General features: G+C 60.2%; 25 protein-coding genes. 11 read left to right on the forward strand and 14 right to left on the reverse strand.

All coding sequences use genetic code 11. From position 1 onward, the window contains the following. The first annotated feature begins 15 nt into the window (after window positions 1-15). Window positions 16-1,872 (forward strand): ABC transporter ATP-binding protein, encoded by a 1,857-nt coding sequence (locus HZC36_12690; protein ID MBI5707834.1) that lies wholly within the window; start codon window positions 16-18, stop codon window positions 1,870-1,872. Between the two features lie 104 nt (window positions 1,873-1,976). On the opposite strand, the gene HZC36_12695 is transcribed toward HZC36_12690, so the two are convergent. From HZC36_12695 to HZC36_12705, 3 genes are all read right to left on the reverse strand, one after another. After that, entirely contained in the window at window positions 1,977-2,756 is a 780-nt protein-coding gene (locus HZC36_12695) for a nitroreductase family protein (protein MBI5707835.1), read from the reverse strand. 68 nt (window positions 2,757-2,824) lie between these two features. Next, complete coding sequence (locus HZC36_12700; GenBank protein MBI5707836.1) at window positions 2,825-3,859, reverse strand: photosynthetic reaction center cytochrome c subunit; 1,035 nt, start codon at window positions 3,857-3,859, stop codon at window positions 2,825-2,827. A 75-nt stretch (window positions 3,860-3,934) separates the two neighbouring features. Beyond that, window positions 3,935-4,444 (reverse strand): DinB family protein, encoded by a 510-nt coding sequence (locus tag HZC36_12705; protein MBI5707837.1) that lies wholly within the window; start codon window positions 4,442-4,444, stop codon window positions 3,935-3,937. A gap of 73 nt (window positions 4,445-4,517) precedes the next feature. On the opposite strand from HZC36_12705, the gene HZC36_12710 reads away from it, so the two are divergent. Both HZC36_12710 and HZC36_12715 read left to right on the forward strand, forming a co-directional pair. After that, window positions 4,518-5,219, forward strand: coding sequence for a hypothetical protein (locus tag HZC36_12710; GenBank protein MBI5707838.1), 702 nt, complete (start codon window positions 4,518-4,520; stop codon window positions 5,217-5,219). 37 nt (window positions 5,220-5,256) lie between these two features. Next, window positions 5,257-6,516, forward strand: coding sequence for a hypothetical protein (locus tag HZC36_12715; GenBank protein ID MBI5707839.1), 1,260 nt, complete (start codon window positions 5,257-5,259; stop codon window positions 6,514-6,516). Window positions 6,517-6,928: 412 nt separating this feature from the next. On the opposite strand, the gene HZC36_12720 is transcribed toward HZC36_12715, so the two are convergent. The 3 genes from HZC36_12720 to HZC36_12730 form a co-directional block, all read right to left on the reverse strand. Continuing rightward, the gene (locus tag HZC36_12720; GenBank protein MBI5707840.1) at window positions 6,929-7,432 is read right to left on the reverse strand and encodes a hypothetical protein; all 504 of its coding nucleotides are present in this window, start codon (window positions 7,430-7,432) and stop codon (window positions 6,929-6,931) included. Between the two features lie 12 nt (window positions 7,433-7,444). Then, entirely contained in the window at window positions 7,445-7,927 is a 483-nt protein-coding gene (locus HZC36_12725) for a hypothetical protein (GenBank protein ID MBI5707841.1), read from the reverse strand. 221 nt (window positions 7,928-8,148) lie between these two features. After that, window positions 8,149-9,237, reverse strand: coding sequence for a hypothetical protein (locus tag HZC36_12730; GenBank protein MBI5707842.1), 1,089 nt, complete (start codon window positions 9,235-9,237; stop codon window positions 8,149-8,151). Window positions 9,238-9,744: 507 nt separating this feature from the next. On the opposite strand from HZC36_12730, the gene HZC36_12735 reads away from it, so the two are divergent. Both HZC36_12735 and HZC36_12740 read left to right on the forward strand, forming a co-directional pair. Beyond that, complete coding sequence (locus HZC36_12735) at window positions 9,745-10,191, forward strand: hypothetical protein (GenBank protein MBI5707843.1); 447 nt, start codon at window positions 9,745-9,747, stop codon at window positions 10,189-10,191. A gap of 15 nt (window positions 10,192-10,206) precedes the next feature. Next, the gene (locus tag HZC36_12740) at window positions 10,207-10,677 is read left to right on the forward strand and encodes a type VI secretion system tube protein Hcp (GenBank protein MBI5707844.1); all 471 of its coding nucleotides are present in this window, start codon (window positions 10,207-10,209) and stop codon (window positions 10,675-10,677) included. A 55-nt stretch (window positions 10,678-10,732) separates the two neighbouring features. Here HZC36_12740 and HZC36_12745 read toward each other — a convergent pair whose 3' ends face one another. From HZC36_12745 to HZC36_12755, 3 genes are all read right to left on the reverse strand, one after another. Next, the gene (locus tag HZC36_12745) at window positions 10,733-11,200 is read right to left on the reverse strand and encodes a hypothetical protein (GenBank protein ID MBI5707845.1); all 468 of its coding nucleotides are present in this window, start codon (window positions 11,198-11,200) and stop codon (window positions 10,733-10,735) included. A gap of 137 nt (window positions 11,201-11,337) precedes the next feature. After that, window positions 11,338-12,003 (reverse strand): CAAX prenyl protease-related protein, encoded by a 666-nt coding sequence (locus HZC36_12750; protein ID MBI5707846.1) that lies wholly within the window; start codon window positions 12,001-12,003, stop codon window positions 11,338-11,340. Between the two features lie 102 nt (window positions 12,004-12,105). After that, the gene (locus HZC36_12755; GenBank protein ID MBI5707847.1) at window positions 12,106-12,873 is read right to left on the reverse strand and encodes a hypothetical protein; all 768 of its coding nucleotides are present in this window, start codon (window positions 12,871-12,873) and stop codon (window positions 12,106-12,108) included. A gap of 102 nt (window positions 12,874-12,975) precedes the next feature. Between HZC36_12755 and HZC36_12760 the strand changes: the two genes are divergently transcribed. Beyond that, the gene (locus HZC36_12760) at window positions 12,976-13,620 is read left to right on the forward strand and encodes a hypothetical protein (GenBank protein MBI5707848.1); all 645 of its coding nucleotides are present in this window, start codon (window positions 12,976-12,978) and stop codon (window positions 13,618-13,620) included. 27 nt (window positions 13,621-13,647) lie between these two features. On the opposite strand, the gene HZC36_12765 is transcribed toward HZC36_12760, so the two are convergent. The 3 genes from HZC36_12765 to HZC36_12775 form a co-directional block, all read right to left on the reverse strand. Beyond that, the gene (locus tag HZC36_12765; GenBank protein MBI5707849.1) at window positions 13,648-14,661 is read right to left on the reverse strand and encodes an alpha/beta hydrolase; all 1,014 of its coding nucleotides are present in this window, start codon (window positions 14,659-14,661) and stop codon (window positions 13,648-13,650) included. Window positions 14,662-14,678: 17 nt separating this feature from the next. After that, window positions 14,679-15,761, reverse strand: coding sequence for a hypothetical protein (locus HZC36_12770; protein ID MBI5707850.1), 1,083 nt, complete (start codon window positions 15,759-15,761; stop codon window positions 14,679-14,681). 74 nt (window positions 15,762-15,835) lie between these two features. After that, window positions 15,836-16,543, reverse strand: coding sequence for an FkbM family methyltransferase (locus tag HZC36_12775; GenBank protein ID MBI5707851.1), 708 nt, complete (start codon window positions 16,541-16,543; stop codon window positions 15,836-15,838). Between the two features lie 475 nt (window positions 16,544-17,018). Between HZC36_12775 and HZC36_12780 the strand changes: the two genes are divergently transcribed. After that, window positions 17,019-18,893: a hypothetical protein gene (locus HZC36_12780; protein MBI5707852.1), complete on the forward strand. Its 1,875-nt coding sequence runs from the start codon at window positions 17,019-17,021 to the stop codon at window positions 18,891-18,893. Here HZC36_12780 and HZC36_12785 read toward each other — a convergent pair. Both HZC36_12785 and HZC36_12790 read right to left on the reverse strand, forming a co-directional pair. Then, window positions 18,886-19,428 carry an AAA family ATPase gene (locus HZC36_12785; protein MBI5707853.1) on the reverse strand — a complete coding sequence of 181 codons (543 nt, stop codon included), beginning with the start codon at window positions 19,426-19,428 and terminating at the stop codon, window positions 18,886-18,888. The genes HZC36_12780 and HZC36_12785 overlap by 8 nt on opposite strands. Before the next feature lie 32 nt (window positions 19,429-19,460). Further along, complete coding sequence (locus HZC36_12790) at window positions 19,461-19,988, reverse strand: hypothetical protein (protein ID MBI5707854.1); 528 nt, start codon at window positions 19,986-19,988, stop codon at window positions 19,461-19,463. Between the two features lie 238 nt (window positions 19,989-20,226). Here HZC36_12790 and HZC36_12795 point away from each other — a divergent pair, with 238 nt between their 5' ends. The 4 genes from HZC36_12795 to HZC36_12810 all read left to right on the forward strand — a co-directional run bounded on the left by HZC36_12795 (window position 20,227) and on the right by HZC36_12810 (window position 23,620). Then, on the forward strand, window positions 20,227-21,360 hold the full coding sequence (locus HZC36_12795; protein ID MBI5707855.1) for a hypothetical protein: 1,134 nt from the start codon (window positions 20,227-20,229) through the stop codon (window positions 21,358-21,360). A 144-nt stretch (window positions 21,361-21,504) separates the two neighbouring features. Beyond that, a complete protein-coding gene (locus HZC36_12800) occupies window positions 21,505-22,488 on the forward strand; it encodes a prepilin-type N-terminal cleavage/methylation domain-containing protein (GenBank protein MBI5707856.1) in 984 nt (327 codons plus the stop codon). Window positions 22,489-22,575: 87 nt separating this feature from the next. Beyond that, on the forward strand, window positions 22,576-22,809 hold the full coding sequence (locus tag HZC36_12805) for a hypothetical protein (protein MBI5707857.1): 234 nt from the start codon (window positions 22,576-22,578) through the stop codon (window positions 22,807-22,809). A gap of 232 nt (window positions 22,810-23,041) precedes the next feature. Beyond that, window positions 23,042-23,620, forward strand: coding sequence for an ankyrin repeat domain-containing protein (locus HZC36_12810; protein ID MBI5707858.1), 579 nt, complete (start codon window positions 23,042-23,044; stop codon window positions 23,618-23,620). The last annotated feature ends 124 nt before the right edge of the window (window positions 23,621-23,744 follow it).

A 23,744-nucleotide genomic window follows, 5' to 3' on the forward strand; every position in this document is an offset into this window, starting at 1 on the left:
GATCAAAATGGAGGGATGCGCTCGTTCAAGCGCACCCTCCATTTCCTGAAGCCGTACCGCCTTCGAGTCATCGTAGCGGTGCTGCTGACGCTTGGCGTCACCGTACTCCAGATCCTACCTCCCCGAATCTTCCAGCTTGCGATCGACCAGGCAATCGCTCCTGCCGTCAGGGCCAACCGTGCGCTCGCCGACCTCGACAAGAAGGTCCTGGCCGAGAAGATCACCCCCGTCCAGCGCGAAGCTCAGCAGCCGGCGCTCAAGAAGACGCGCGATCAAGACGCACCCCGAATCCTTCTGCTGATTGCTGCCGGGCTCGCCGTCGTGATCGTGCTGCGGAACGTACTGAGCTTCTTCCTTCATACATCGCTCACCTGGATCGGCCATCGCTTCTGTTTCGACCTTCGGTTCGCCACTTGGCGGCACCTCCATCGACTCTCCCTGGCCTATCACAACCAAACCCAGGTCGGCAAGATCATGTCGCGCGTCACGGGCGACATCGAGATGATCCAGAACCTGATCCAGGGCCAGTTGGTGACCTTCTTGAGCGATTTGGTCACGCTCACCGCCGTTCTTGGCATGTTGTTCACGATCGAATGGCGGCTGGCGGCGATCATCATCGGTCTTGTGCCGTTCTATGTCGTTGCCTACCTGATGTTCCTCAAACACATCCGCGAGGTGAGCCAGGAACAGAGGCGGCTCTGGGACGAAATGCTCGGCAAGCTCGCTGAGAAGATCGCCGGAATCGGTGTTGTCAAGGCGTTCGTGCGAGAGCGGGCCGAAACCGAGAACTTCATGGTCAGCGTTCGCGCCAAGTTCAACGTGGACATGCGCCAGGTCCATCTGAACCGCCGTTTGGGCCTCGTCTCGGGCACGATCAGCGCGCTCGGCACAGGCGCGGTCTATGCCTATGGCGGGCATCTGGTGCAGGTGGGCGAGTTGACCACCGGCATGCTGGTCGCGATCACCTTCTACATCGGCTATATCTTCAACCCGGCGGTTCGAGTGGTGGACTTCAACAACGGGCTTCAGTGGGCCGTGGCCGCGATGGACCGGGTCTTCGAGACGCTCGACACGAGGCCGGAGATTGAGGACAAGCCCGGCGCGCCGGACCTGCCGCCCTTCGAGCGCGAGGTCGTGTTCGAAAACGTTTCCTTCGCCTATGTGGAGGAGAAGCCCATCGTGGAGGGCTTCACGCTGCGAGTGAGAGCCGGCGAGACGATCGCCCTCGTGGGTCACAGCGGAGCGGGAAAGACCACGCTCATGAACCTGCTGATGCGCTTTTATGACCCAACGCGAGGCCGGATCACGTTGGACGGCCACGACCTTAGGGACATCCGGTTGGAATCGCTCAGGCGTCAGGTGAGCATGGTGGCCCAGGAGTCGGTGATCTTCTCGGTCAGCATCCTGGAGAACGTCAAGTACGGCAAGAAGGACGCCGGGGACGCGGAGGCCATTGCCGCCTGCAAAGCCGCCGATCTCGACGAATTTGTGATGGAGCTGCCCGACGGCTACGAGACGATGATCGGCGAGGACGGAATCAAGCTTTCGGGCGGCCAGAAGCAGCGGCTGGCGCTTGCGCGCGCCCTGGTGACGAACCCACGGGTGCTGATCCTCGACGACGTGACCAGCGCGCTCGATGGTGAGACCGAGGCGCGGGTCCAGGAATCGCTCAAGCAGGTGATGAGCGGGCGGACCACGTTCATCATTTCGCACCGGCTCTCGTCCGTGGTGGAAGCCGATCGGATCGTGGTGTTCGACGAGGGGCGAATCGCGGATATCGGGACTCATGCCGAGCTGGTAAGCCGCCCCGGACTCTATCGCGATATCTACGAAGAGCAGTTCCGGAGCGCGCTGGAGGGGGTTGGGGGGTAGGCGCATCTGCAACGCCTGGCCGATTTCGGCTCTCTTGAGTGCTTGCGGCTTCTTCCGGAATCTCCACCCCCTCCTCCATCGGTGAAGCAGGAGGGGAGAGTGGCTCAGGGTAGGAACCCTTTCGCTTCCAGCTCCGTGCGGATCCTCTCAGAGCACTCCTGGAAGTAGACAGGGTCGTATTTGATCTCGCTGGTGTAGAACTGGGCCAGCGTCGTGATGCCGAGCTCCTTCGCCATCCGCTCGAGTTCAGGATAGGCCATATAGCGCTCCCAACCTTTGACCTCGCGCTCGGCGTAGACGTCGTCGATCTCGGCGGTGTCGGGCTTTCGGTAGGTTTCGTGATGAACGAACGCGCGCAAGGGTAGGCGGTCACGTTTGGGCGGGTCCTCGTCCGGGTGGCCCACGACAATTGTCGTTACCGGGATGACGGTCTCGGGGAGTTCCAGAAGCTCGCCAATGTCCTTGAGATGGAACAGGGTCGTGCCCATATAGCAGATTCCCAGTCCAGCGTTTTCAAAGCCCAGACACACATTCTGCGCGAGGATCATGGCGTCATAGGCTGCGACGTGGTAGCCCAGGAAGTTGTTGAAGTTGTCCTTCGCGCCGCGCAACCGCAGCCACTCTCGGGTCCGCCACCAGTCCGCGCAGAAGGTGATTAGCAGCGGAGCCTGCCGGATCATCTCTTGCTCGGAATGAAGTTCGTACAGCCTTTGCTTGCGCGTCCCGTCTGTGGTGAGAACCATCGAGACGGAGTTCAGGTTGCCCGAGGACGATGCCCCGATGATCGCCTCATGGCAGACCTTTTCGATCAAGTCTGGCGGAACGGGGGTCGGTTTGTACTTTCGGATCGAGCGGTGGCCGGCGAGCAGCGCAGAGAGTTCCACACGACGATTATGGAACTGCGCCTCCGTCCCTGCCTGTCGGCAAGGATGGAGGCACAGCGAATCAGCCGCTACTCACCTCTTGGCAGCACAAAAACCGAGTCGTTCACGGTCTCGGACGCCTTACCCGACTTGAATTTCATCTCCCAGACCTCGCCCCCGGCAAAGGTCACGCTCAGGTTCATGGGGACCTTGGCGCCGCCGACCGTCTTGTAGTTCGAATAGTCGTAAACCGAAATCACCATCCCGATCGTGCTTCTGGTGACGCTGACGAACCGGGATAGAAGGCCCGACTTCGCGTCGAAATAAAGCTCTTCGTTCGAGCCCGTTGCCGTCCTCAGGCCGCGCAACACGATGGTGTCGGCCTTGCCGAGCTTCTCCTTGCCGGCGACGCTGATGCGGTCGAGCCCCGCGAAGGCGTTGTCTCCTCGCCAGGAGCGGCCAATCCGGGCGTAGATGGCAGCGGGCTCGTCCATCAGGGGGTAGGCGTCGCGCCAGACCTGTTTGCCGTCGAACCCGAATTTGGCGCTCGGCGAGGCCACGCGGAACCGTCCGTCCGCCGCCATGATGTACTCGACGGTCTCCGTCGTCGGCTTTTCGCCTTCTGAGGGCGCCGTCTGAGTGCCCGTGAAGGTCAAGAGGGGTGGCGCTTTGCCGACGGCTTTGAGGTATTTCTGCAAGACATCTTGCGGTGCGGGAGGGTTCTCCAGCCTGGGGTGTCGCATGTTCACCTGGGCCGGAATCGGGGTGCCGGCCGGGTGCTCCGCGCCGCCGTGACAGCTGTTGCACGTCACCTCGAGGCGGTTGTTGAAGTACTTGGCGTTGATGTCGCGCTGAATCGTGATCATCTTCCGCGTGACGGTTTTGTTCTTGTGCGGGGCAGCGTAATCCTTGGGGTCGTGACAGAACGTACACTTGACCTTGAGCGAGGCCGCCATGAACTGCATCGCCGGGATCAAGTCCTTGGCGGGCACGCCCTTAAAGGACTCGATATCTTTGAAAACTTGATCGGCTGTCGGGTTTTGAGCCTGCTGGGGTTGGCTGATCGTGGTGAAAGAGAGGCTTGCGACGGCCAGCGCGGTCCAGGAGATGGTCCTCGTGAGCATTTGGCTATTATGCTTCAGGTCGGTGGGGCCGCTTGGGTGAGACGCCTGGGCTACAAGGTCTTGGGGCTATAGGGGTTAGGGCAGCCGCTTCCAGCGGTCTGGCTGCTGCTGGAACGCCCAGTACAGATAGTCTGTGTCTACCGGTTCGCCGCCGAGCTGCTGGACAAGAAGCGCGATCTGGCCACGGTGGTAGAAGCCGTGCCCAACCATCTGCATGATCTGGCCCTCGATATTCCAGCGGTACGCCCCGCCTTGCACCGGAAATTCGAAGTCCATGTCCAATCGGTCGTCGGCCAGGTCCTTCAAATAGATGGACCAAGCTTCCTCAAGGACCTCAAAACGGCCGGGCAAGCTCTCAATGTCCACGCTCTCCGGCCACCAATCTCCTTGGTTCGTGCCGTCCCCTAACATTCGGTCCAGCCAGTTCTCCCTACATGCGGCAAGGTGCCCCGCGAGCTGCAACGCTTGGGAGAACCTCGCGTCGGACCGCGCCGATACCGGCACCGACCGGATCATCGACAGCATCTTCTGGTTCGAGTCGCGCTCCTGCTCAAACCAATCGCGATAGCGCTGAATGGCCGACATGCGTCCAAGCTACCACGTCGGCACATCCTAGGACCTGTTGCGTGGGGCCCTCTTCTGGCGGCAAAGTGTCGACATGAAACCCAATTCCTTGGTCTTCGCCGTGCTTGCGCTCGTCTCGATGGGCTCGGCCACATCGGTGGCGCAGCGCCACTCCCTGTTGCCCCACCTGAGGGTCGGCGACGTGTTCAAGTACCAATTCAAGGGAACCTACGCGGTCGCAGACAAGGAGTCCATCTATACGGCATCGTTTGAGATGGCGATCGGGGCCATCGCGCGCAATGGGGAGCTGACCTTCAAGAACAAGCAGGTCGGCGGCGAGATCAGCCAGGGCGGACAAGTTCGGAAGCTCCCTGAGTCTGCGACGACCTCGATCCTCAAGCCAAACGGCGAGATTGTCTCCGTCGATCCTCCCTATGCCAGCCCTGAGCAGGCACGGTTCAGCCGCCTGATGCAGATCATCGTTAGCGACAAGCCCGTGAAAGTCGGCGACATTTGGACTTGGTCCCAAGAGCCTTCGACGGTAAACGGGAACATCGGCTACGATGGCAAAGTGGAGTGCGTGGCTTTTGAAACGAGAGGCGGAGCCGGCTGCGCTCGGATCCGGCTGACCGGCAAGGAGAGGTCCGGCCTGAAGCCGGCCACAGGGACTATGGAGGTTTGGGTGAACCTGAAGGACGGCCTGCCGATGGAGATGAGTATGGTGTTCACAGACGTCCCTTTGGCGCCGGGATTAACCGCAACGTATCGCGCGGAGAACAAGCGAATCGGCTCCTGAAGCGCAATCTCAGCGGCCCAATTGATAGAATCAGAGAATGACCCAGCGCGAGCGGTTTCTCACCCTGATCCAGGGCAAGTCGCCGGATCGAATGCCGTACTGGTTTGGGGGCCCGCGCACCTCCACCTTCGCGGCGTGGCGACGACAAGGGCTCTCCGAGGATCAGCAGAATGCGTGGTCCCGCTGGCTCGGCGAAGAGGGCTTCACGGGCATCGGCAAGCTGAGCTTTGAGCCGTGGCCCAGGTTCGAAGAGGTGATCCTGGAGGAGCATGGGAACGAGCGAACCTGGATCGACCATTACGGGGTCAAGCGGGTCGATGCCATCCACCAGCCGACCGCCGGTTTCGCGACGCGAAGATATCTGGAGTTTCCGGTCAAAGATCGGGCCAGCTTTGAGGCCTATGCGGAGCGCTACAATCCAGCTTCGCCCGAACGCACGACCCCGATGCCGGGCGAGAACGAGCGCGATACCGCCAATCCCGACGGCTATCGCGTGTTCCACTCCACAGTCGCGTGGAAGGATCGCGTGGCAACCTGCAACCAGGGCGAAGTACCTGTCAGCTTGACGATTCCAGGGCTCTGGTGGACGTTGAGAGACTGGTGCGGCTTCGAAGGGCTGTGCATGATGTGCGCCGAAGAGCCGGCACTGGTGCGCGACATGATGGACTTCTGGACCGATTTCATTCTGAGGATGGTCGATGAGCCGCTGAAGGCGATCCGGGTGGACCACATCATGATGAACGAGGATATGGCGTACAAGACCGCTGCCATGCTCTCGCCCGACATGATGCGCGCCTACATGCTGCCCAACTACGAACGGTTGATGGCGCGGTTCCGGGAGCTGGGCGTTCGGAGCGTGATGATGGACACCGACGGCCATTGCGGGCAGGTGATCGACGTGTTCTTTCCGACGGGGTTCGACGGCACGGCGCCGCTGGAGATCGCCGCTTATAACGACCCAGGCGCCTATCTGTCCAAGACCCCCAAGCTCACCCTTTTCGGCGGCATCGACAAGCGGGAACTGATGCACGACAAGAGGCGCGTGAGGGAAGAGGTGGTGCGCCGGTACCGGCTCGCCAGGCGGTATTCCAACTACGTGCCGATGGTGGACCACGGCGTTCCGCCAGACGTGCCGATCAGGAACTTCCTCTACATGGCGGAACTGCTTCGGGGCTTTGCCGACGGGGAGGACCTGGATCGGTTCGAGCCTTCGGGGAGGTTTGAGGCCGAACTGGGTCCGATCGAAGAGTTGTTCGACCCAAATGCGGCCTACGCGGCGGCTTACGGCTCAGACTAGAGCGCATCCATTTGTCCCCCACGCCGGGCTCGTGCCGGGATATCTACGAGGAGCAGTTCAGAAGCGCTCTGGAGAGCCTGGGGTAGCAGGGGGATACCGCCCAGCCATTTCTCAAACTGAAGGGTTCGGAGAAAGGAGCTCAGCGTCTTGATACTTCGCGTGGAATACTCGCCCGTCTCTAGTGAACTCGTATCCTCCCTCCACTTCCCGGGCTGTCGTTACATGTCCCGGAAGGACCAACCAGCTGAAAGCACAGGGTAGGGGTGGGTCGAAAACTCGGGGATTGACGGCGCGAGTCTCTACATTGGGCGAGGCAACAAGGCGTTTTAGCTTGATGCGAACTTTATCCATGATTGCAATAGACTCGCGATAACGTACGACCGACTCAAGATTCGACTCCACGGCCGAGAACCTACAAACCCAGCCCTCGGCGAACTTCATCTGGCAAGAGATCACGTTTTTCTTTATCCCAGGTTGCTACCGAAATGTCCGTGACCTCGCCCTCAGCATCAACTAAATACTCCCTCTTCGTCGCTCTGTCCCAGATCTCTATTGCGTCTGTCTTGCCCTTGGCGATTTCTGTGGCTCGTGAGACGGCCAGTTCTAGTGTCGAGTACGCTTCTTCGCTAGGCCCGATTCCTACGGTGAACCTCTTCGCATCATTGAAAATCTCCCATTCAATCTTGAGCCTTATCAGCGCGCACAGGGGCCAAAGCACAAACATGGGAATCCATCGAGCAATTGATCGGCTGGACATCCACATCGGCTTCAGGTCGAAGCTTCGCCGCTCGTCAATCACAACCGACAAGATGCCACAACCAACAAAGATCAGAGTTCCTAGAAGGACAAACCCGGCGAGGACAAGGGCTATGCACCCGATGAAGCCAAAGATCGTGATTACCGTCGCAATACGCATACCATTTAAGGGCTACACCGGAGCTACGCGCGTCGCAGGGTCGGACCATTCCGCCGTTTGGCTGCCGCGGTAAGGGCGAACTCTTGCCCCATACTGCGTCCTGGGCGTTAGGCCCCCGATGATGAATTCCGACACCCCGGCGGTCGTCATCGAGCCCAGCACCGTCGCAGAATTGGAGGTCGCGGACCACTGCACCTCATGCGAAGCCCCCTCGACGCTCTCCCAATCGAAAAACAGCGAGCCGGGCACGGACCCGTCGCGCAGTACGATCTCGATCAGCTTGTGGATCGCGGCGCTGTCCGCGCCCTTTGGGGCCAGTCCGAAAGCCGCCGCCGGCGCCGCGCCGACGCCATAGAGCAGGTCCACAGCCTCGCTCACCTTATTCATCAGCGGCTCGCCCTCATTGCGCCCCGAGTTCCGGGTCTGGTTGTTCACCTTCCAGGTGGCTTCGGAGGCATACGCCGCCGGATTACTGCTGACTCTTGAAGCTGGCATGAGTTTTCTCCCCATCGAGCCGAGGTTACCCAAGCCAGACCTTGAAGGCACGCTCCCATCCCTCAGAGCACCTCTCCAACTGCACAAAGAAGCTCTCCAGCGGTCTAAAGAAACTCACCGAGGGGCTGAAGAAGCTCTCTATGCGACGAAAGCGTCTCTGGAGACGACGATAAGGACCATACATCGCCCGGAAGGGGCAAGTGCAACGGAAACTCCAGTCCCTACGAAGCGCCGTCAACCTTGCTTGCATTGCCGAGCAAACCTGTGGCTAATTGGTGAACTTCGATGGGGGCCTTGCTGTAGCCGGAAGGTTGTGGCGTGAAGATAGCGGTCCCAGCCTGCACGAGGAGGGCGTTCTTGGCAGTCTCTTGAGTTGCGCCTTCCAGCAGTGTGTTGAACGTGGAGAGCGCCGCCTGCCGATGCCGATTTACGACGTAGTTATGTCTCTCTGAAGAAAAGAGCCGAATACTTATGATCATCAGGAATAGAGCGAAGACCGGCCAAGCAAGACTTGGCAGCAAGCTCGGCAGATAAGAGAGAAACGTCGCGTCCTCTTTTGGGTTCTCGAAGTGGCTATTGCTAAGCAGAGACGTAAACACAATAGCCGCGACGATGGCACAACCTAAGAGAACATAGCTTCGACGAGCGTTCGAATCAGCCAGATCCTTGAAATGCTTGGCCTCGCTAATGACGCCTGCCTTCTTTGCCGCGTCAGCAGCAGCTTTCGATGCAGCGTCCGCCTTTCCAGCCGCTTCAGATGCCGCATTCACATGCCCGGTTGCGATCCTCTGAATCTCTTCGAGAGAGGCCCGATAATCCGCATCAATCTCGGCTCTCACCTTCTCGACGGCCGTCGCAATCTCCATTTGCGTTCGTGCCTCTGACTCTGGATTGGACGTATCTTCAGCGAATGGTGACTCTAGCGCAAGAGTTGTTGCAATGAGCCGGGCGAGGCTCGATTCGATCGTCTGAAGTCGAGTAGTCAGGGTGTTGATTCGGTTCTGTCGATCTTGCGCGGGGTTTTGCTGATTGATATCAAACGCAGCTATTTCCTGATGACAATTCGCCAAGTCACTTATCCCTTGTTCAATCTCCCTGAGATCCCGATCGGGTGTATTCTCAAGCGATAGCTTATCGACCCGAAGAACCAGGGTATGTACACGTTCAAAGACTGGCATTATAGGCTCGAAATCCAAGTGGATTCCGAGGTCTTTTCTAGCTACGTGATCTCTATCAAACTTCCTTGACGACTCTATCAGAGATTGAATATTCGCGATCAATCCTCGCCTTGGATCATCGGCTGCTGGCATGTATTGATCTTACTGCATCGTTGTGAACCCCGTGACCTCTTAAGCGAACCTCCTAAACTCCTCTAGCGCCGCCCTATCCTCCCGTTCACATGCCTGAGGGGTCCGAGTTTGCCTGCAGGGGTTCATTGGGGGACCGCATATAGGCGCGTCTCAGCTCTCTCTCGGCCTCGGCCCAGCCTTTGGGGGTCAAGATGCGGGCGTGGCCATCGCAATCGGCGACGACCCGGAGCCATCGGGCCTCGTCGGGATCAAATGTCCACACCCGGGCGTCTTACCCCCAACGCCCCCTAGCGAAATGGCTTGGGAAATCGGAAAAGGCGTGATATACCAATAGCGGAGGAACACTCTATGCAAAAGAACAAGGACGGGCCACTGGGCAAAGCTCCAGGCGGCTCCCTTTCTCGCAGACAGATGCTCGCTGGGGCAGCGGTAGCGGTGATAGCAAGCCGAATACCGAGTGCGGTCGCATCTTCGTCCGTTGTGCCTCGTCAACGGTCGACGAGGTCCATGCCAACTTCGACTCCCATCGTTCGCTACATGGCGGCCTCCGCCGTGTTGGGTGACGGGAGGATCATGGTGATCGGGGGCTATGATCGCCCTTGGACCGCTGAAGCTTCGCCGACGCCCTTGGCCTCTGCAGTGATCTACGATCCAGGAAGCGGCACATGGAGCTCTGTGGAGCCAATGAAGGTCCCTAGGGCGCGCCATGCGGCAGTGACTCTTGCGGATGGCAGAGTTGCTGTTCTTGGCGGCGTCCACACGCGCCCCACGGCGTCGGTCGAGGTCTTCGATCCTGCGGCCGGAACCTGGACAGGCGGCGGCGAGATGGCGCTCCCGCGATACGACCACATGGCCGAAACCGACGGCTACTCGATCTTTGTGATGGGCGGAAGCGCCCAAGGGATGATGTCCGGTGTCGAGACCTTCATGCTCGGCGCGCAACTGGACGAATAGGAGTTAAGTGCAACGATGCCGATTTATATGAAATACGACGGAATTGACGGCGAAGTCATGGATCCCGTGATGCCAGGGGCGATCGACGTCATGTCCTTTAGCTGGGGTGTGAGCAACGCAGGATCTAGCGGCGGAGGAGGCGGTGGCGGCGCAGGCAAAGCGAGCTTCTCCGACCTGAGCATCATGTCCACAGTCAGCAAGGCCTCGCCGAAGCTGTTCCTGCACTGCTGTTCGGGAAAGCACATCAAGAATGCCGTGTTGTCGTGCAGGAAGGCCGGCGAAAGGCCCGTGGAGTACCTGCGCATCACGATGGAAGACGTCATGATCACCGGTTTCCAAGAGGGCGGCGATGCGCATAGCATCCCCACAGAGTCCATCTCGATGAACTTCGCGAAGATCGAGATGAAGTACTTCTATCAGAAGCCGGACGGCCAGACGGAAGTCCACCGTGCCGGTTGGGACCTAAAGCAGAACAAGGGATTCTAGGTCCTCACAATTCGCGGGCCCGAACCATAAACGGGTTCGGGCCCGCAAAGGCGCCTTACTCGAGGCAGCCCAGCATCGAGGCGATGTAGTTGATCTGCCCCTCGTGGTAGCACATGTTCCAGTAGGGATAGGAAGCGATCTGCTCCACGGTCATCGGCCCCCAGGGCATGTTGACGGCTTGGCCGAGGTCCTCGGCATGAAGCTCGTTTACGGCGGCGATGGCTTTGGCCGTGTTCTCCTTCAGCATTTCGCAGATTCCGGGCCAACCTATGGCAACCACGTTGGCTTTGGCCTCGAAATACTCGCTCATGTCGAAATCCTCGGGCCAAGTCCTCGATCGCATCAGGTCGGCCGTCGAACCGTTGAGCATGGCGCACTCAGCCACTTGATCAAGCGCCGTGCGAGCATCGCCCATCGGGCTCCAAGTTCGCTTTTCTTCTGGAATGCGCTCGAACGCGGCGATGAGATCATCTGCGGCTTTGGATGTCGCGCGGGCCATGAACGCGGTAAAAGGGTTTGACATCTGGGAATCCTCCTTATGGTAGACGAAACTATACCACAATGGGGACGGAGCGACAGAGGACCGAAGGAACAAAGGCACCATGGAACAAGGGGACGAATGCCCTTCAGCCGAGCGAGGTTGTGAGCGGCTCCTCCGGCCTACCAAAAGTGCCAGGCGTGCTGGGTGACCACATAGATTCCCAGCGCCAAGTTCGTCACAAGATGCGCGACGAAACAGGCGAATACGCTCTTGGTCCTATGGATCAGCACCGTCATGGCGATCGAGAAGATGAGCGCCACGAGCCATTCGGGGTGTGCGAGGGCAAAGATGCCGCAGGTCATCACGGCGCCGGTCTGGTTGAAAAATCCGACAGGCTGGTTCTGCCAATCGGGAACGCTGGCATAGCGAAGGCCGAACGACCGCCAGAAGAGCTCCTCCATAAAGGGGACCAGCAGAACCAGGCCGAAGAAGCGAACCGCAAAGAACGCCGACCGGAGCCCGTCATCCTCGATCTTCTCCCAGGGGTTGTAACCGGTGCGCTCGCCCATATGGGAGTAGTTGACCGTGTTCTCGATGCCAACCCACATACCGAACATCACCAGGCCGGTAACGATGGCCACGGGCAGCACTTTGGGATCCCAGCGGATGTCCTTCCAGGTGGCCTTGGCGTAGATCAATGCCAGGACCACAAGGGCCATCTTGATGAAATAGACCGTGACGTAGTCCTTCTCAAACGAGCCTTCGAGAAACGTGATGCCCAAGAAAAGCCCCATGGGCAACACGTAAGGAAACCACTCCGGAATGGCGATGCGCTTTGTGCTCAAGTTGTCCATTCTAGCCCGTGGCTCCAGGGATTTCTACGGGGGATTGCCGTTGTTCGAAGCACCACGGCATTCCCATCCTGCAAGTACGGGCGCCCCACCGTATCATCGGTCATTCAGTTCCAGCTCTTCAGTCGCGGTTTCGATACGCTCAAGCTCCTCACGGGCGTTTCTCAGGCCGGACAGGGCGTCGTGCTCCGAGCCCGTCAGCGCGGCGAGCCGCGCGTTCTCGGCATGCTGCTCCAGCGCCCGATCCAGCTCAACCATCTCTTGAAGGAGCTTTCGAACCCACGCCTTTGATAGGAGCAGCTCCTGACCTTGAGGCGTTTCGGGCTCGCTGAGTTCGAGCATTTGGGCCATCGCGTCCTCCATGGCGTGCACGGCACGGCCCTGCGCCTCTGCCCAAAGGCCCGATTGGACCACCTTTTCACGCCCCGCTGAGGCCTTCATATAGATGCGCGCCGCCTCCTCCAATACCGAACCGACCGGTTTGGAGAGCGCCGGTTCGACGCCCAAAATGGACTTGAGCCCGGACATCCGCTCAAGGAGCTTGCGCGATCTCCGCCGAAGCAGCACTTGGGAGGGCGAAATCGACTTCACGATTTTGCGAAGCACGAGTCCGACAACGAGGCCCACGCTCGCAAGTCCAAGGGTTCCGTAATAGAACGCAGGAAGCACGAACAGCCCGAGCGGGACGAATACGCAGACTCCTATCCCAGCCAAGATTAGGGGCGTCAGCCAACTGGCGAGCTGGAGGTCGTCGCCCGGTTTCTGTCCCTCTGCCTCGATTAGAGCTTCAAGATTGGGAAGCTCCTGCCCCTTCTGCATCCCCGGCACTTTGCGCGAGAGCCGCAGCCACGTCAACGTCGCCATATAGAGGTCTACGGTACCACGGGTGATCAGGTTGAGTGCTTGGAGGGAAGTCCTCCGGGACCCTCTTGAGCCGGGACTCATCAAAGCCGGTAGCATCAGGCAATGATCGAGTCTGGAGCGCAAGAGGGTTCGCGAGCGGCCTTGGCGCCAAGGTTCAAGGCGGGCCTCGAAACGCCGCTGGAGGGACGCTTCGGCAAAGAAGGGAAGCGTCTGGTCTTCGCGCCGCCGCTTTGGTACGACGTTCTCGTGTTCGCCCTCTTCTTTGGCGGCATCTTGCTCGTCGCGCTCAGTTTCCTTTCGGTGCTGTACGCGCCAAACCCGATGTACGGGATGTTCTTGGGCGGAATGCTCGGTTTCGCGGGCCTGTGGGGGGCGCTCTCGAACGAACGGATGACCTGCAACCTAACAACTCGAACCTACACCCGGCTGGAGGGCCAGGGCCTGAGAAAGCGCCTGGTGCAGGGCAGACTGGAAGAGCTGGACGCCCTGGTGTTGGTAACTGAGGACTACTCTCTGCCGCTCAGCATGGGCAGAACGGTCCGGTACCGTCTGGTGCTGCACTGGAAAGGGAACCAGCACCCGCTGCTCATCGTGGAGCGGGAGGCGCACACGCTGCCCGCCGGTGCGCCGATCAACGCGAGCGCTGGTCCGCTGCTGCAGAAGGGCCAGAGGTACGCGCAGGCGTTGGGGGTGCGCTACTTCGACAACTCGCACTTTGCGAGCCCATGCCCATTGCCGTTCGCCTGAACCGCGGGGCGCAAGGCGGTAAGGAGGCTACTTGGAGCGCGCCTTCAGCCAGCTCACGACCTTCTCGATGGCCAACGGCGCGACGGGCCCGGTGAACCCAGGCTCCACGTTTTCGTTGTTGACTTGCTTCAGGTTGTGGCTTGCGCTCGGCACAACGAACGCCTCGACATGGCCCTTCTTTCGAGCCTTGAGCGCCGCCAGCAATCTCGGCGTGTCCTTTTTCGCAAGCACCTGGATGTCTTTCTGCCCCTGCACGATCAATACGGGTCCGCTGAAAGCCGACGCGATCATGGCGGGATCGTTGGTGAAGTACGACTGCATGAGCTTGATCGCGCTGGGAGGAAAGAGCGCGGCCATGCCGAGCGGCGGGTTCGGCGGCGGGTTCTTTCCCTGGCTGACGAGTGTGATCGCCTCATCCAGGAAGCTCACATAGGGTTTTTGAGCCTCGGCTGACATCTTGGCCCGGTTCAAACTCGCCAGAACCTGCTCGCGAATGACGGGCCCCAGCGGCCTGCCCGGAGCGCCCATCAGGACAAGCCCTGCGGGGCAGCCGGATTTGCCGTTCAAATCGTGGCCGATCTGCCCCGCGATCATGCTGCCCTCGCTGTGGCCGATGATGAACAGCCTTTTGGGATCGACGCCCTTCTGAGCCGAAAGGAACCTCAGCGCGCCTTTCGCATCACCAACGAACTTGTCCCAGGCAAAGAAGTCGTTCTGTGCCTTGACGTCCTTCGGGAAGAATGCCGCATAGGCTTTGGTGGCTCGCTTGTCAAACCGAATAGTGGCAAAGCCGTTCGACGCAAGGGTTTCGGCGAACTCCTTGAGCAGGTTCGTCGCCACCGTCGGCAACTGATTGCCGTCGCGATCGGTCGGGCCCGATCCAGGGAGGAGAAGCACAGCAGGGGTCGAGCCCTTCTTGTTTTCAGGCCGAAGTAGCGTGCCTTGCAGGACAAGCCCGTCGGCGCCCTTGAACGTGACTTCCGTTCTGGAGCCGACGGGCATCGAGGCCAATGCAAGTACAGCCAGAAGGAGACTCGCCATCGCCTTTAGTATGCGCCTTACCGCACGGTAATGGGGCCCACCCAAAGGGTGTTGGTCTGCTCCTTCGCTTCGAGAAGGCCGCTGATGTCGAGCAGGATCACCTGCTTAACGTCGGCGAGGTCGAGCTTGCCGTTGTCGTCGCGCGAGTCCTGGGCTTCCTGGAACGTGGAGTAGTCCAGAGCGACCTCTTTGGCCGCCGATCCGCCTGCAAGCTCGATGACGGTGTTGTACTTGCCGCCTCCCCGTTCCTCAAGCTGGAACACGATCTTCGTGGGAATGGTGGTGGCGCACTGGAACGACAGCCCCTTGGAGGAAGCTAGCAGCCCCGCCGGGATTGCTCGAAAGATGCCGGCGAGGGTCTTCGGCGAGACCGAGTAGTCCATCTGCAGCGCGTTGGAGCGAACCGGATTCGATGCGCTCACCTGGACCGAGCCGTTGCCCACGCACAGCCAAGAGACATAGCCCCTGCCAAACGCATCCAGAAGCTTGGCGCCTGCCGGAGGCTTGGGCATTTCGATGGCTGTTTCCGCCGCCACAAAGGGTCCGACATAGAGTTTGTGTGGCCCCGTCTGGACCCCGAAGAGCGCGATGAGCCCCTCGTCGGCTTGGGCGATGAACTGCTTGAAGTCGGAAATGCCGATACCGGCGACCTTCTGCAGGTCGAGTTTGCCGTTGGAATCTTTCGGATCGTTTGGACCCTCGGTAAGGATGAAGTCCTGGGGTGTCAGCGTTGCCATCTGCCAAGTGTCTTTCTTGGCGGCAACCAGCGCGATATAGCGGCCTCCTTCCTTCTCTTCGAGCACCACGCCGATCGTTGTGTTGTAGTCAGACCTCAAGGAGAAGCTCACGGACTTCATCTTTTCCAGGCTGCCCTCGGCGAGCGGCAAGATCAGGGCGTCCATGGCGCCTTTGGCCACAGAGTATTCGTAGAGCATGGAGCCGACGCTCTTGCCGAACACGACGTCGTGGGTGACGCTGACCTTGCCGGCGCCCGCGATGGACATCCAGCCACCCGTGTCTTGCTCGAATCGGGTCGCCGGGAGTTGCGATTGAGTGCAGAGGAGGAGCCCTGCGGCTCCAAAAACGACGTTGAACATCATACGCCTCCTAAAGCGGTTCTATGGGGCGTGGCGTGACTTGGTTTCGGGCCAGGGACTTTGGGCCCTGGCCGTCCTCAGGCGCTTGTGTGTGGGGCGTAGAGCAGCTCTTCATCCCCTTTGGATTCAGAGAGCCTCTCCGAGAGCGAGTATCCGAAGGTGGCGAGCTTCTCTCGCGTCCGGGCCTCTATTTCGGGGCTATGGACGGCGAGCAACAGCAGGGGCTTGCGCTTCGATAGCGTGTCCGTCATGCCGTCCAATACGCTCTCTTCAAATCCCTCGACGTCAATCTTGATGAAGCTGGGCGCGGGCTTGCCCTTGGCGATCAGGCCGTCCACGGAGTCCACGGCCACCACCGTGTCGCCCTCCTCCGTGATGTGATGGGTCCCGCGGCCGGTGCTGGTGTCCAAGCGCAGGCGGTCTTGCTTTGGGCCTGCCGCCATCGGAAGAAGGTCCACATTCCTGCAGCGATTGAGCTTGAGGTTTCTTCGAAGGAAGGCCAGGTTAACCGGGCTTGGCTCGAGCGTTACCACTTTGCCCTTGTCCCCGACGGCTTTGGAGGCGATCACCGTGAAATAGCCCACGTTGCCTCCGATGTCCCAAAACACGTCGCCGGGATGGAGGTTGCCGACAACCGCGGCCGTCTTCCTGGGCTCAAAATCGCCCCGCACGAACCGAATGCCGCTGAACAATGTCCAGCGACAGCCTTCCAGGGGGCCGGCCTTGACACGCGTCGCGAATCGCGACAATCCGACATAGAGTGCTTTCTTGAGCCTGCGTTTCACGGGGTGGGTGCGAGACTACACCACGCGAAAGCCGGAATGCTCGTGGCTGTTGCGGGTCTTGGTGGCGTGGCCGATCGGGCATCTGCACTCTGGGTTCTTTGGGGAGCTTCGTGCTTTCACACTGAGAACGCAGAGAGGATTCATGCCTGAGACCTTCTGCCAGAGCACGCAGGGAAGGGCAGAGAACGCCGAGGGCCTTTTGTGGTGCTTGGGGTGTTCGAAGCCCTGGAACCCGTTGCCTGGGATACCTCAAGGCCTGAAACGTCGCTCTATGGACACTCGAAGCGGCGTTAGCTCAATCCCTCAAATTCTTGGCCCACCGAAGCAGCGCAAGGACGCCCACGGTTGCCACCAAATCCACCAATGCTCCCCAGAAGCCGTCCATGAATTCCCACTCGCAGATACAAAGAACCTATTCCATGTGCTTGGCTGCCTGCGCGCTTGCCGCGACTTCCGTCAAGATGAGAACAGGCTTATGTGGTGCTTTGCGATCTCTGCGGCCTTGACTTCGGTGGCAATGATGGAGCAGCCGGATCTCATCTGGATGGTGATGGCCGACGGGCTGGCCGTGGTGAAGGCCAAGACCTCGGACGCTCGATCCGTGAAGGTCGTCCGAGAAGCTATCGACCGCCCCGGCGAGCCGGTGTTCCTCGGCTATCCCCACGGCCCCAAGATGGCCGAATACGTGCCCAAGGACCGGCGGGCTCTGGGGGAGTTCTGCCTAATCGAATCGGACGGCGCAAAGACGATCTCATTCGACTTCCAGACCTCTGACGACGCGTTCGCGTGCGATACGGGCGAGTCCGCCGTCATGCGGGCCTCGCTCAGCGATGCGCCCAACCCCCTGGATCGCGCGGTCTATGACCGCGCTTCCGATCGTCTCCTGAGAATCGGCCAGGCAGACTCGATCCAGATCGAACGAGTCGCGAGCGGATGGAGGATCTCCGCCACCGGCGCCAAGGTCCGAGCCACCGTTCTGCACCACTACTATCGCGACCACTTGGGCTATTTTCAATACTCTCCGAAGAGCCGTCTATGGCCTAAGCCGGTCGCGGGATGGTGCTCCTGGGCGGCCTACGGGCAAGGGATCACTGAAGACCAGATGGTCCACGCCGCGCGGTTTTTCGGCGCCAACCTGAGGGACTATGGCTATTCGGTCATCCAGATGGACGACGGCTTTCAACGGGTCCCCCAGATGGGAGATCAAGGCCCGCGCACCGACGAGCGGATCGCGGACCTTTGGTCCAAAGCGATCCCCGAGAAGTTCCCCCACGGCCTTGGCGTGAAGTCCGCTTATCTGGATTCCATCAAGGACCTCAAGAAGCTAGGTTGGGACTACTTCAAGCTCGACACCCTGCGCCACATCCTTTACGACAACTACCGGATTTGCCCCGACCATTTTGGCTCGAGGGGGCGGGACGCGAACGAGGTGTTTCGGCAGCTCATTGGGGATTTCAAAAAGGCGGTCGGCGCCAACACCTATTTCTTGGCCTGCTGGGGAACGATTCCCGAACTCGCTGGGATTCCCGACGGGTGCCGCATCGGCGAGGACGTTGGACCGAACTGGCGGTCCATTGAACTGGTGGGAAGGTACGTCTCCCAGTTCCAATATTTGAACAACGTGGTCTGGAGAAACGACCCGGATTACATGTGCTTCCGGGCGTCGCTCGATCATTGCCGGTTTTGGGCGTCGCTGCTCTCGCTCGCGGGGGTGCAGCTCATGGTGAGCGACCCGATCGAGACCTATGACGCCGAGCGCCTGGACATCTTGCGGCGTGTTGGGCCACCCATGGTTTCACGGCCCAAGGTGCTGAGTCCGCAAAAGGAAGGTAAAGAACTCTGGAGCCTCCAGGTCTTGAAAGGCGGCGAGAGTTGGGATGTGGTGGGGCGTTTCGCCTGGAAGGCGCTGCCGACTTCCAAGGTGAGCCTTGCGAAGCTCGGCTTGAGCCCCGTTGAGACTTACTTGGCATTCGATTTCTGGAACTCGAAGTTTCTGGGTGAAGCGCGCGGAGTGCTTAAGTTCCCCGCACTGGAACAGGGGCAATGTACGGTTGTTGGGTTCAGAAAAAGGACGGGCTTTCCTCAGGTCCTGGGGACGGATCGCCACCTCGCTCAGGGCTATGTCGAACTGGAGCAGGTTGGCTGGAGAGATGGGAAGTTGAGCGGCGCGATGCGGCTCGAACCTGGAAAGGAATGGAGCCTTTACGTATACGTTCCTGAGGGTTACACGCTGAGCAGAAAGCTCGGTCCCGGTTGGTGGGCGGCGCAGAACGGCAAGGTTGTTCGTGTTCAGTTCAAAGAAGGGAAGGGGCTGAAGAGGTTCAGCATTCCGGTCACCAGCGTCAACTAGTTCCGAACTCTCCCGCCAGCGCCAACACCCGCGCTGCAACCTCTTCCGGAAGGACGTCCCGGTTGTCGACGACCATCCAGCCCGCGGGCGGGTCCTCGGCCATGCGCGGGTTCAGGTACTCGATCGTTTCGGTGAGCAGGCTATGGTGGAAGTCCTTATGGGTCCGTTCCCGGTTTCGCCGAAGGTTGGACTCGAGGTCGCACGTGAGGCACACTTTCAACACGGGAAGCTCGTCAAGATGCTCGGCGATCACCGCGTCGAGGCGCGGCAAGTTGCGGCAATGGTCGACGGCCACGGTGAACCCAGCCGACCAATAGCGCTTCGCGACGTCGCTGGCGGCGGCTTCGGCGATCTGGAATTGGCGCTCCGTTTCCTCGGTCCATGGAACCGAATCGGCAAGGCCGGCGGCAACCCAAGTCCTCAGGTCGTCAACCGGGATATGGACCCCTCGATCGAGGCGTTCGAGAATGGCCTTGCAGACCGTCGACTTGCCGGCAGCCGGCGCGCCGGTCACGAAGACGATGAAGGGCTTCATCGAGGAGGCTAGGGGCGATCTGGACCCCGACACTACATTCGGATCATGATGCCGACCGACCAGCCTCGCAGTTCGGCACGCGAGCCCTGATGGTTAATGATCTCGACCGAAGTGCTCGGCATCGAGGGCAGGCCCAGGTTCAGCGCAAGAGGGATTCCCACGCCGATGTCCAGCCCGACACCGTTGACCTCGCCAAACGACCCGCCTCGGCCCGAGCCAAAGGCCATGTACGGCCCGCCGATGAAATACATGCCGTTAGGCCCTGCGCCAGGAGACTTGCCTCGGGCGAAGACTCGGAACACGTTGCCGTCGGTGTCGCCGCCGTTTTGGAGCACCCCGCCCAAAAAGGCGCTGACGCCGATCGAAGCCTCACCGAGCAGGGGAACATTCAGGAGCTTCTGCTGAATCGTGAGTTCCGGGCCCGTCAGGCGTCCGTAGCCGCCGCTATCTCTGGCGAATCGAGCGGAGCTTGCGTAGCCGATCCCGAATTCTGCGGGCAAGACTTGGGCTGCGCCGAGGGTCGAAAGGGCGGCCAAAGGAAGCAGGAATGGAGCGCGCATAGCCAAAGGACGCGCCAAACCCTGATTCGACGCGGCGCATTATCCCCTTTGTCCCTTCAACCCTTTGTCCCCCTCATCTCATCACTTCACGATCCCCGCGGTTCGGCACACTGAGAGTCTGCCCCACGGGCCCACCCATCATTTCCCCACAAATGCATTCGATCCGGCGTTGTAAGGATTCTCATGGCTCACGCGCGCGTACTATGTAGTAGGAGCCACGCTCCCATGGAGGCTTGCGATGCGTCATCATGATCGGCTTTCCCAAGCGGATCTCGCCGAGCTGATCGCCATTCGTAACGTTCCTTGCGTTTCCCTCTACCTCCCGTGTGACGACACCGGGCCGCAGCGCCAGCAAATCCCTCTTCGACTGAAGAACATGCTGGCGCGCGCGGAGGCGGCACTCAAAGCCCAGGGACAGCGCTGGAATTCGATCGAGGACCTGCTAAGGCCCTTCCGAGACCCTCTCGGGCCCGAGAAGAACGGGAAGCTCAGGCCCAAAACAGTAGCTCTCTTCAGCGCTGAGGGGTTAGCGGCTTCCTTCGAGCTTCCCACGGCGCTCCCCGAGTCGGTCCATGTCTGGGACCGGTTCTATGTGGGCCCTCTTTGCGGCCTTGCTGCCGAGAACGCCGGATATTACGCCTTGGCCGTCAGCGACAACCACCCTCGGCTCTACCGGGGAGACCGGTACGCACTGACCCCAGTGGACGTCCCGAACATGCCTCGAAACATGGAGTCGGCGCTTTGGGCCGACACCCACGAAAAGGAGCTTCAGCGGCACGGCGCGGGCTCCTTGGGCGGCAGAACCTCGGGCAGCCACAGCTTTGTTCACTCTACGGGGCCAGGAACGGACATGGAGCGGCGCAAAACGGACCTGAAGCGCTACTTCGACGTTCTCGACGCCGCGGTCACTCCCTTCATCAAACATTCGCCGCTGCCGGTCATTCTGTTCGGGGTTGCCTACGAGCTTCCCATTCTCCGCCAGGCGCTGTCTGCTCCGGGTGTCTGCTCGGAAGAGGTGCACGGGAATTTCGATCGGCGCTCCGTGGATGAGATCCGCGCGGAGGCCTGGCGGGTGATGCAGGTTCGGTTCGATTCCGACCAGGCCCGGTTGCTCGAGCTGTGCGGAGCCATGCGTGCCAAGCACAGAACCGCCGATTCTTTGGAGCCAGCCCTGATGTACGCGCGGGCCGGCAAGGTTGAGGAACTCCTGGTGGATCCTGGGGCTTGGCCCAATGGAAGCGCCGACGAGGCGCTTGTTCGGGGGATGAATGAAGCAGCGAGCGAGGTGATCCGCCACAAGGGGCGGGTTCACTCGGTGCGCCCTGCCCCGGGGATTTTTGAAGGTCCGATCTCGGCCCTTCTGCGATACTGAGCCGAGGAGCCGGCCCGCGCAAGGGGGAGATACCGGCGCAATTGCGGTCAATATTCGTGAAAAACCCCTTGGATCAGGGTGAATGTTGTGTTATCATAGCGTTCACCGGACAATGGACCGGTTTTACTTTTGGAGGTATTGAACATGACGAGACGAGCATTTACGCTCATCGAGCTCTTGGTCGTCATTGCGATCATCGCGATTCTCGCTGCCATCCTGTTCCCCGTCTTCGCTCAAGCCAAGGACGCCGCTAAAAAGGCTGCCTGTATTAGCAACACGAAGCAGGTCGGTCTAGCGGCAATCATGTATGCCGGCGATTACGACGACACGCTCCCCCGCCACGACAACAACGGCTCCTGCCTTTACACGGGCCAGGCTGCTGGTGGCGGTATCTGCGACTATCCCGACTGGGGCGATTTCCGCTTCCCGGTCGTGGGTAACACGTCGACTGCCGGCCGAGGCGTGATGTACTTCGGCGCGATCGAGCCCTATCACAAGAACACTCAGATTTCGATCTGCCCCAAGCTCGGCAACACCGACTGGGCGACCGTGTTCTCGCCCGCCGGTTCCGGTTCGTTGGGTATCACCCCTCCGACCGCCGGCTACGTGACGGTTGACGAACCCTACTACTACAACACGATGGGCCAGATGGCCATCAACCTGTTGGTCATCGACTACGGCCCCACGGCTTCGTCGACCAACAACCGCCCCACGGCGCCGAAGGGCAACCTGACGCTCGTGGCGCGACCCGCAGACGTGATCATGCTCGTCGCGGAATCCTCATGGGACTGGCACTACGGCGTCAGCACCAACCTCGGAAACGGTTCGGTGTGGCCCAGCTGGCCCCTGAACAGCAACTGCTATTCGTACACGGTTGAGGGCTGGACCCGATACCCGCACAATGGCAAGAGCGGCGCCTACCCCGAGTATTCGGTGGACCGCGCGACCAACAACCCCAACATGCAAGGCATGGCCGTGTTCGCAATGTGCGATGGCCACGCCAAGGCAATGAAGTTCACGCAGGCTGAAAAGTGCGTTCCGACGCCCGCCGGCCAGACGTGGAACCGTGGTACGACTGGTTCGATCCAGCACACGTACTACTATCCGAACTGGGTGCCGGACCTCTAAGGTTCAGCTTCCAGAAAGATCAAGATGTGGGCGTCTCTTTTCGGGGCGCCCACGTCTCTTTCACTTGACAGGAGGTCACTCAACAACATGAAGAAATACGCAACGCTGATGTGTGCGATCGCGGCTTTTGGCATCGTCGGTTTCGGTGTCGTTGGCTGCGGAGGCGAAGACAACACTGCTGAGGTCGAGAAGCTGAAGACGCCCGAGGCCAGCAACAACCCCGAGGTGGCAACCCCGGACAAGGCCGACATGAACATGGCCGACGATCCGAAGGCGATGAAGGGCAAGGGCCCGGCTGCCGGTGGCGGCGGTCCGGACTAAGCGGACTCCTTACCCACTAGTTGTTTCAAATTCACGGTTTTTGAGGCCGCGCCTTTACGAATAGGCGCGGCCTTTTGTGTTTTCTTGCGCGGCTAACGAGTCTGGGTGTGCCCGAGGATGCGTTTTGCCATGCGAAATGTCCGAGGCGACGTATAATGAGCCACATGCGCCTTACCTGCAACGGCCCGAAGGGGTTCGGCTGTGGGCGCAGAGGCTTGAGGGTGACCTGGCTATGGGAAAAGTTGTCGGTGCGATCATCGCTGTTGTGGTCCTGGGCGTGGGGATCTTTCTGTTCACGTCGATGAAGTCTCCAAACTCGGCGGCGGATCAGAAGCTCCTTCTGGCCGCTCAGAACAATGATCTGGCCACGGTGCAAGAGGCGCTAACGGAAGGGGCCAACGTCAACGCCAAGATGGAGAGCAGCAAGTTCAACCAAATGATGGGCAAGATCGATCAGGCCTACGAAGGCTACACGGCCCTCCACTTCGCCGTCCAAAAGCACAACTTGGACATGGTGAAGCTTCTGGTCGAAAAAAAGGCTGAGATCAACGTGCAGGACTATCACAAGAATACGCCCCTGATGGTCGGCGCGGCCTTCCTCAATCGTGAAGCGGTGGTCTTTCTGCTTGAAAAGAAAGCGGACCCGAATGTTCGCAACGACCGTGGCGACACGGCGATCAACCTCTCGCGCAAACGAATGGGCGGCGCGAAAGAGGGGCAGGAGATCGAGCAGCTTTTGAAAGACGCGGGCGGCCAGCCGGGCGTGGGTTCGGGCGACGGCCCGCCTCCACCGGCGGGCGGCGGCGGTTAGGGGAAGAGGTCCGAGGTCTGAGGTCCGAGGTCTGAGGTCTGAGGTCTGAGATCTGAGGTTCGAGGTGCGCGGAGCGTGTTGCGGGGTCCCGGATCGCCTCGCTCGGCGCTCTTCGCCCGTCGCA

This window comes from Armatimonadota bacterium, assembly GCA_016223145.1.
In the GTDB taxonomy this organism is placed as follows: Bacteria; Armatimonadota; Fimbriimonadia; order Fimbriimonadales; family Fimbriimonadaceae; genus Nitrosymbiomonas.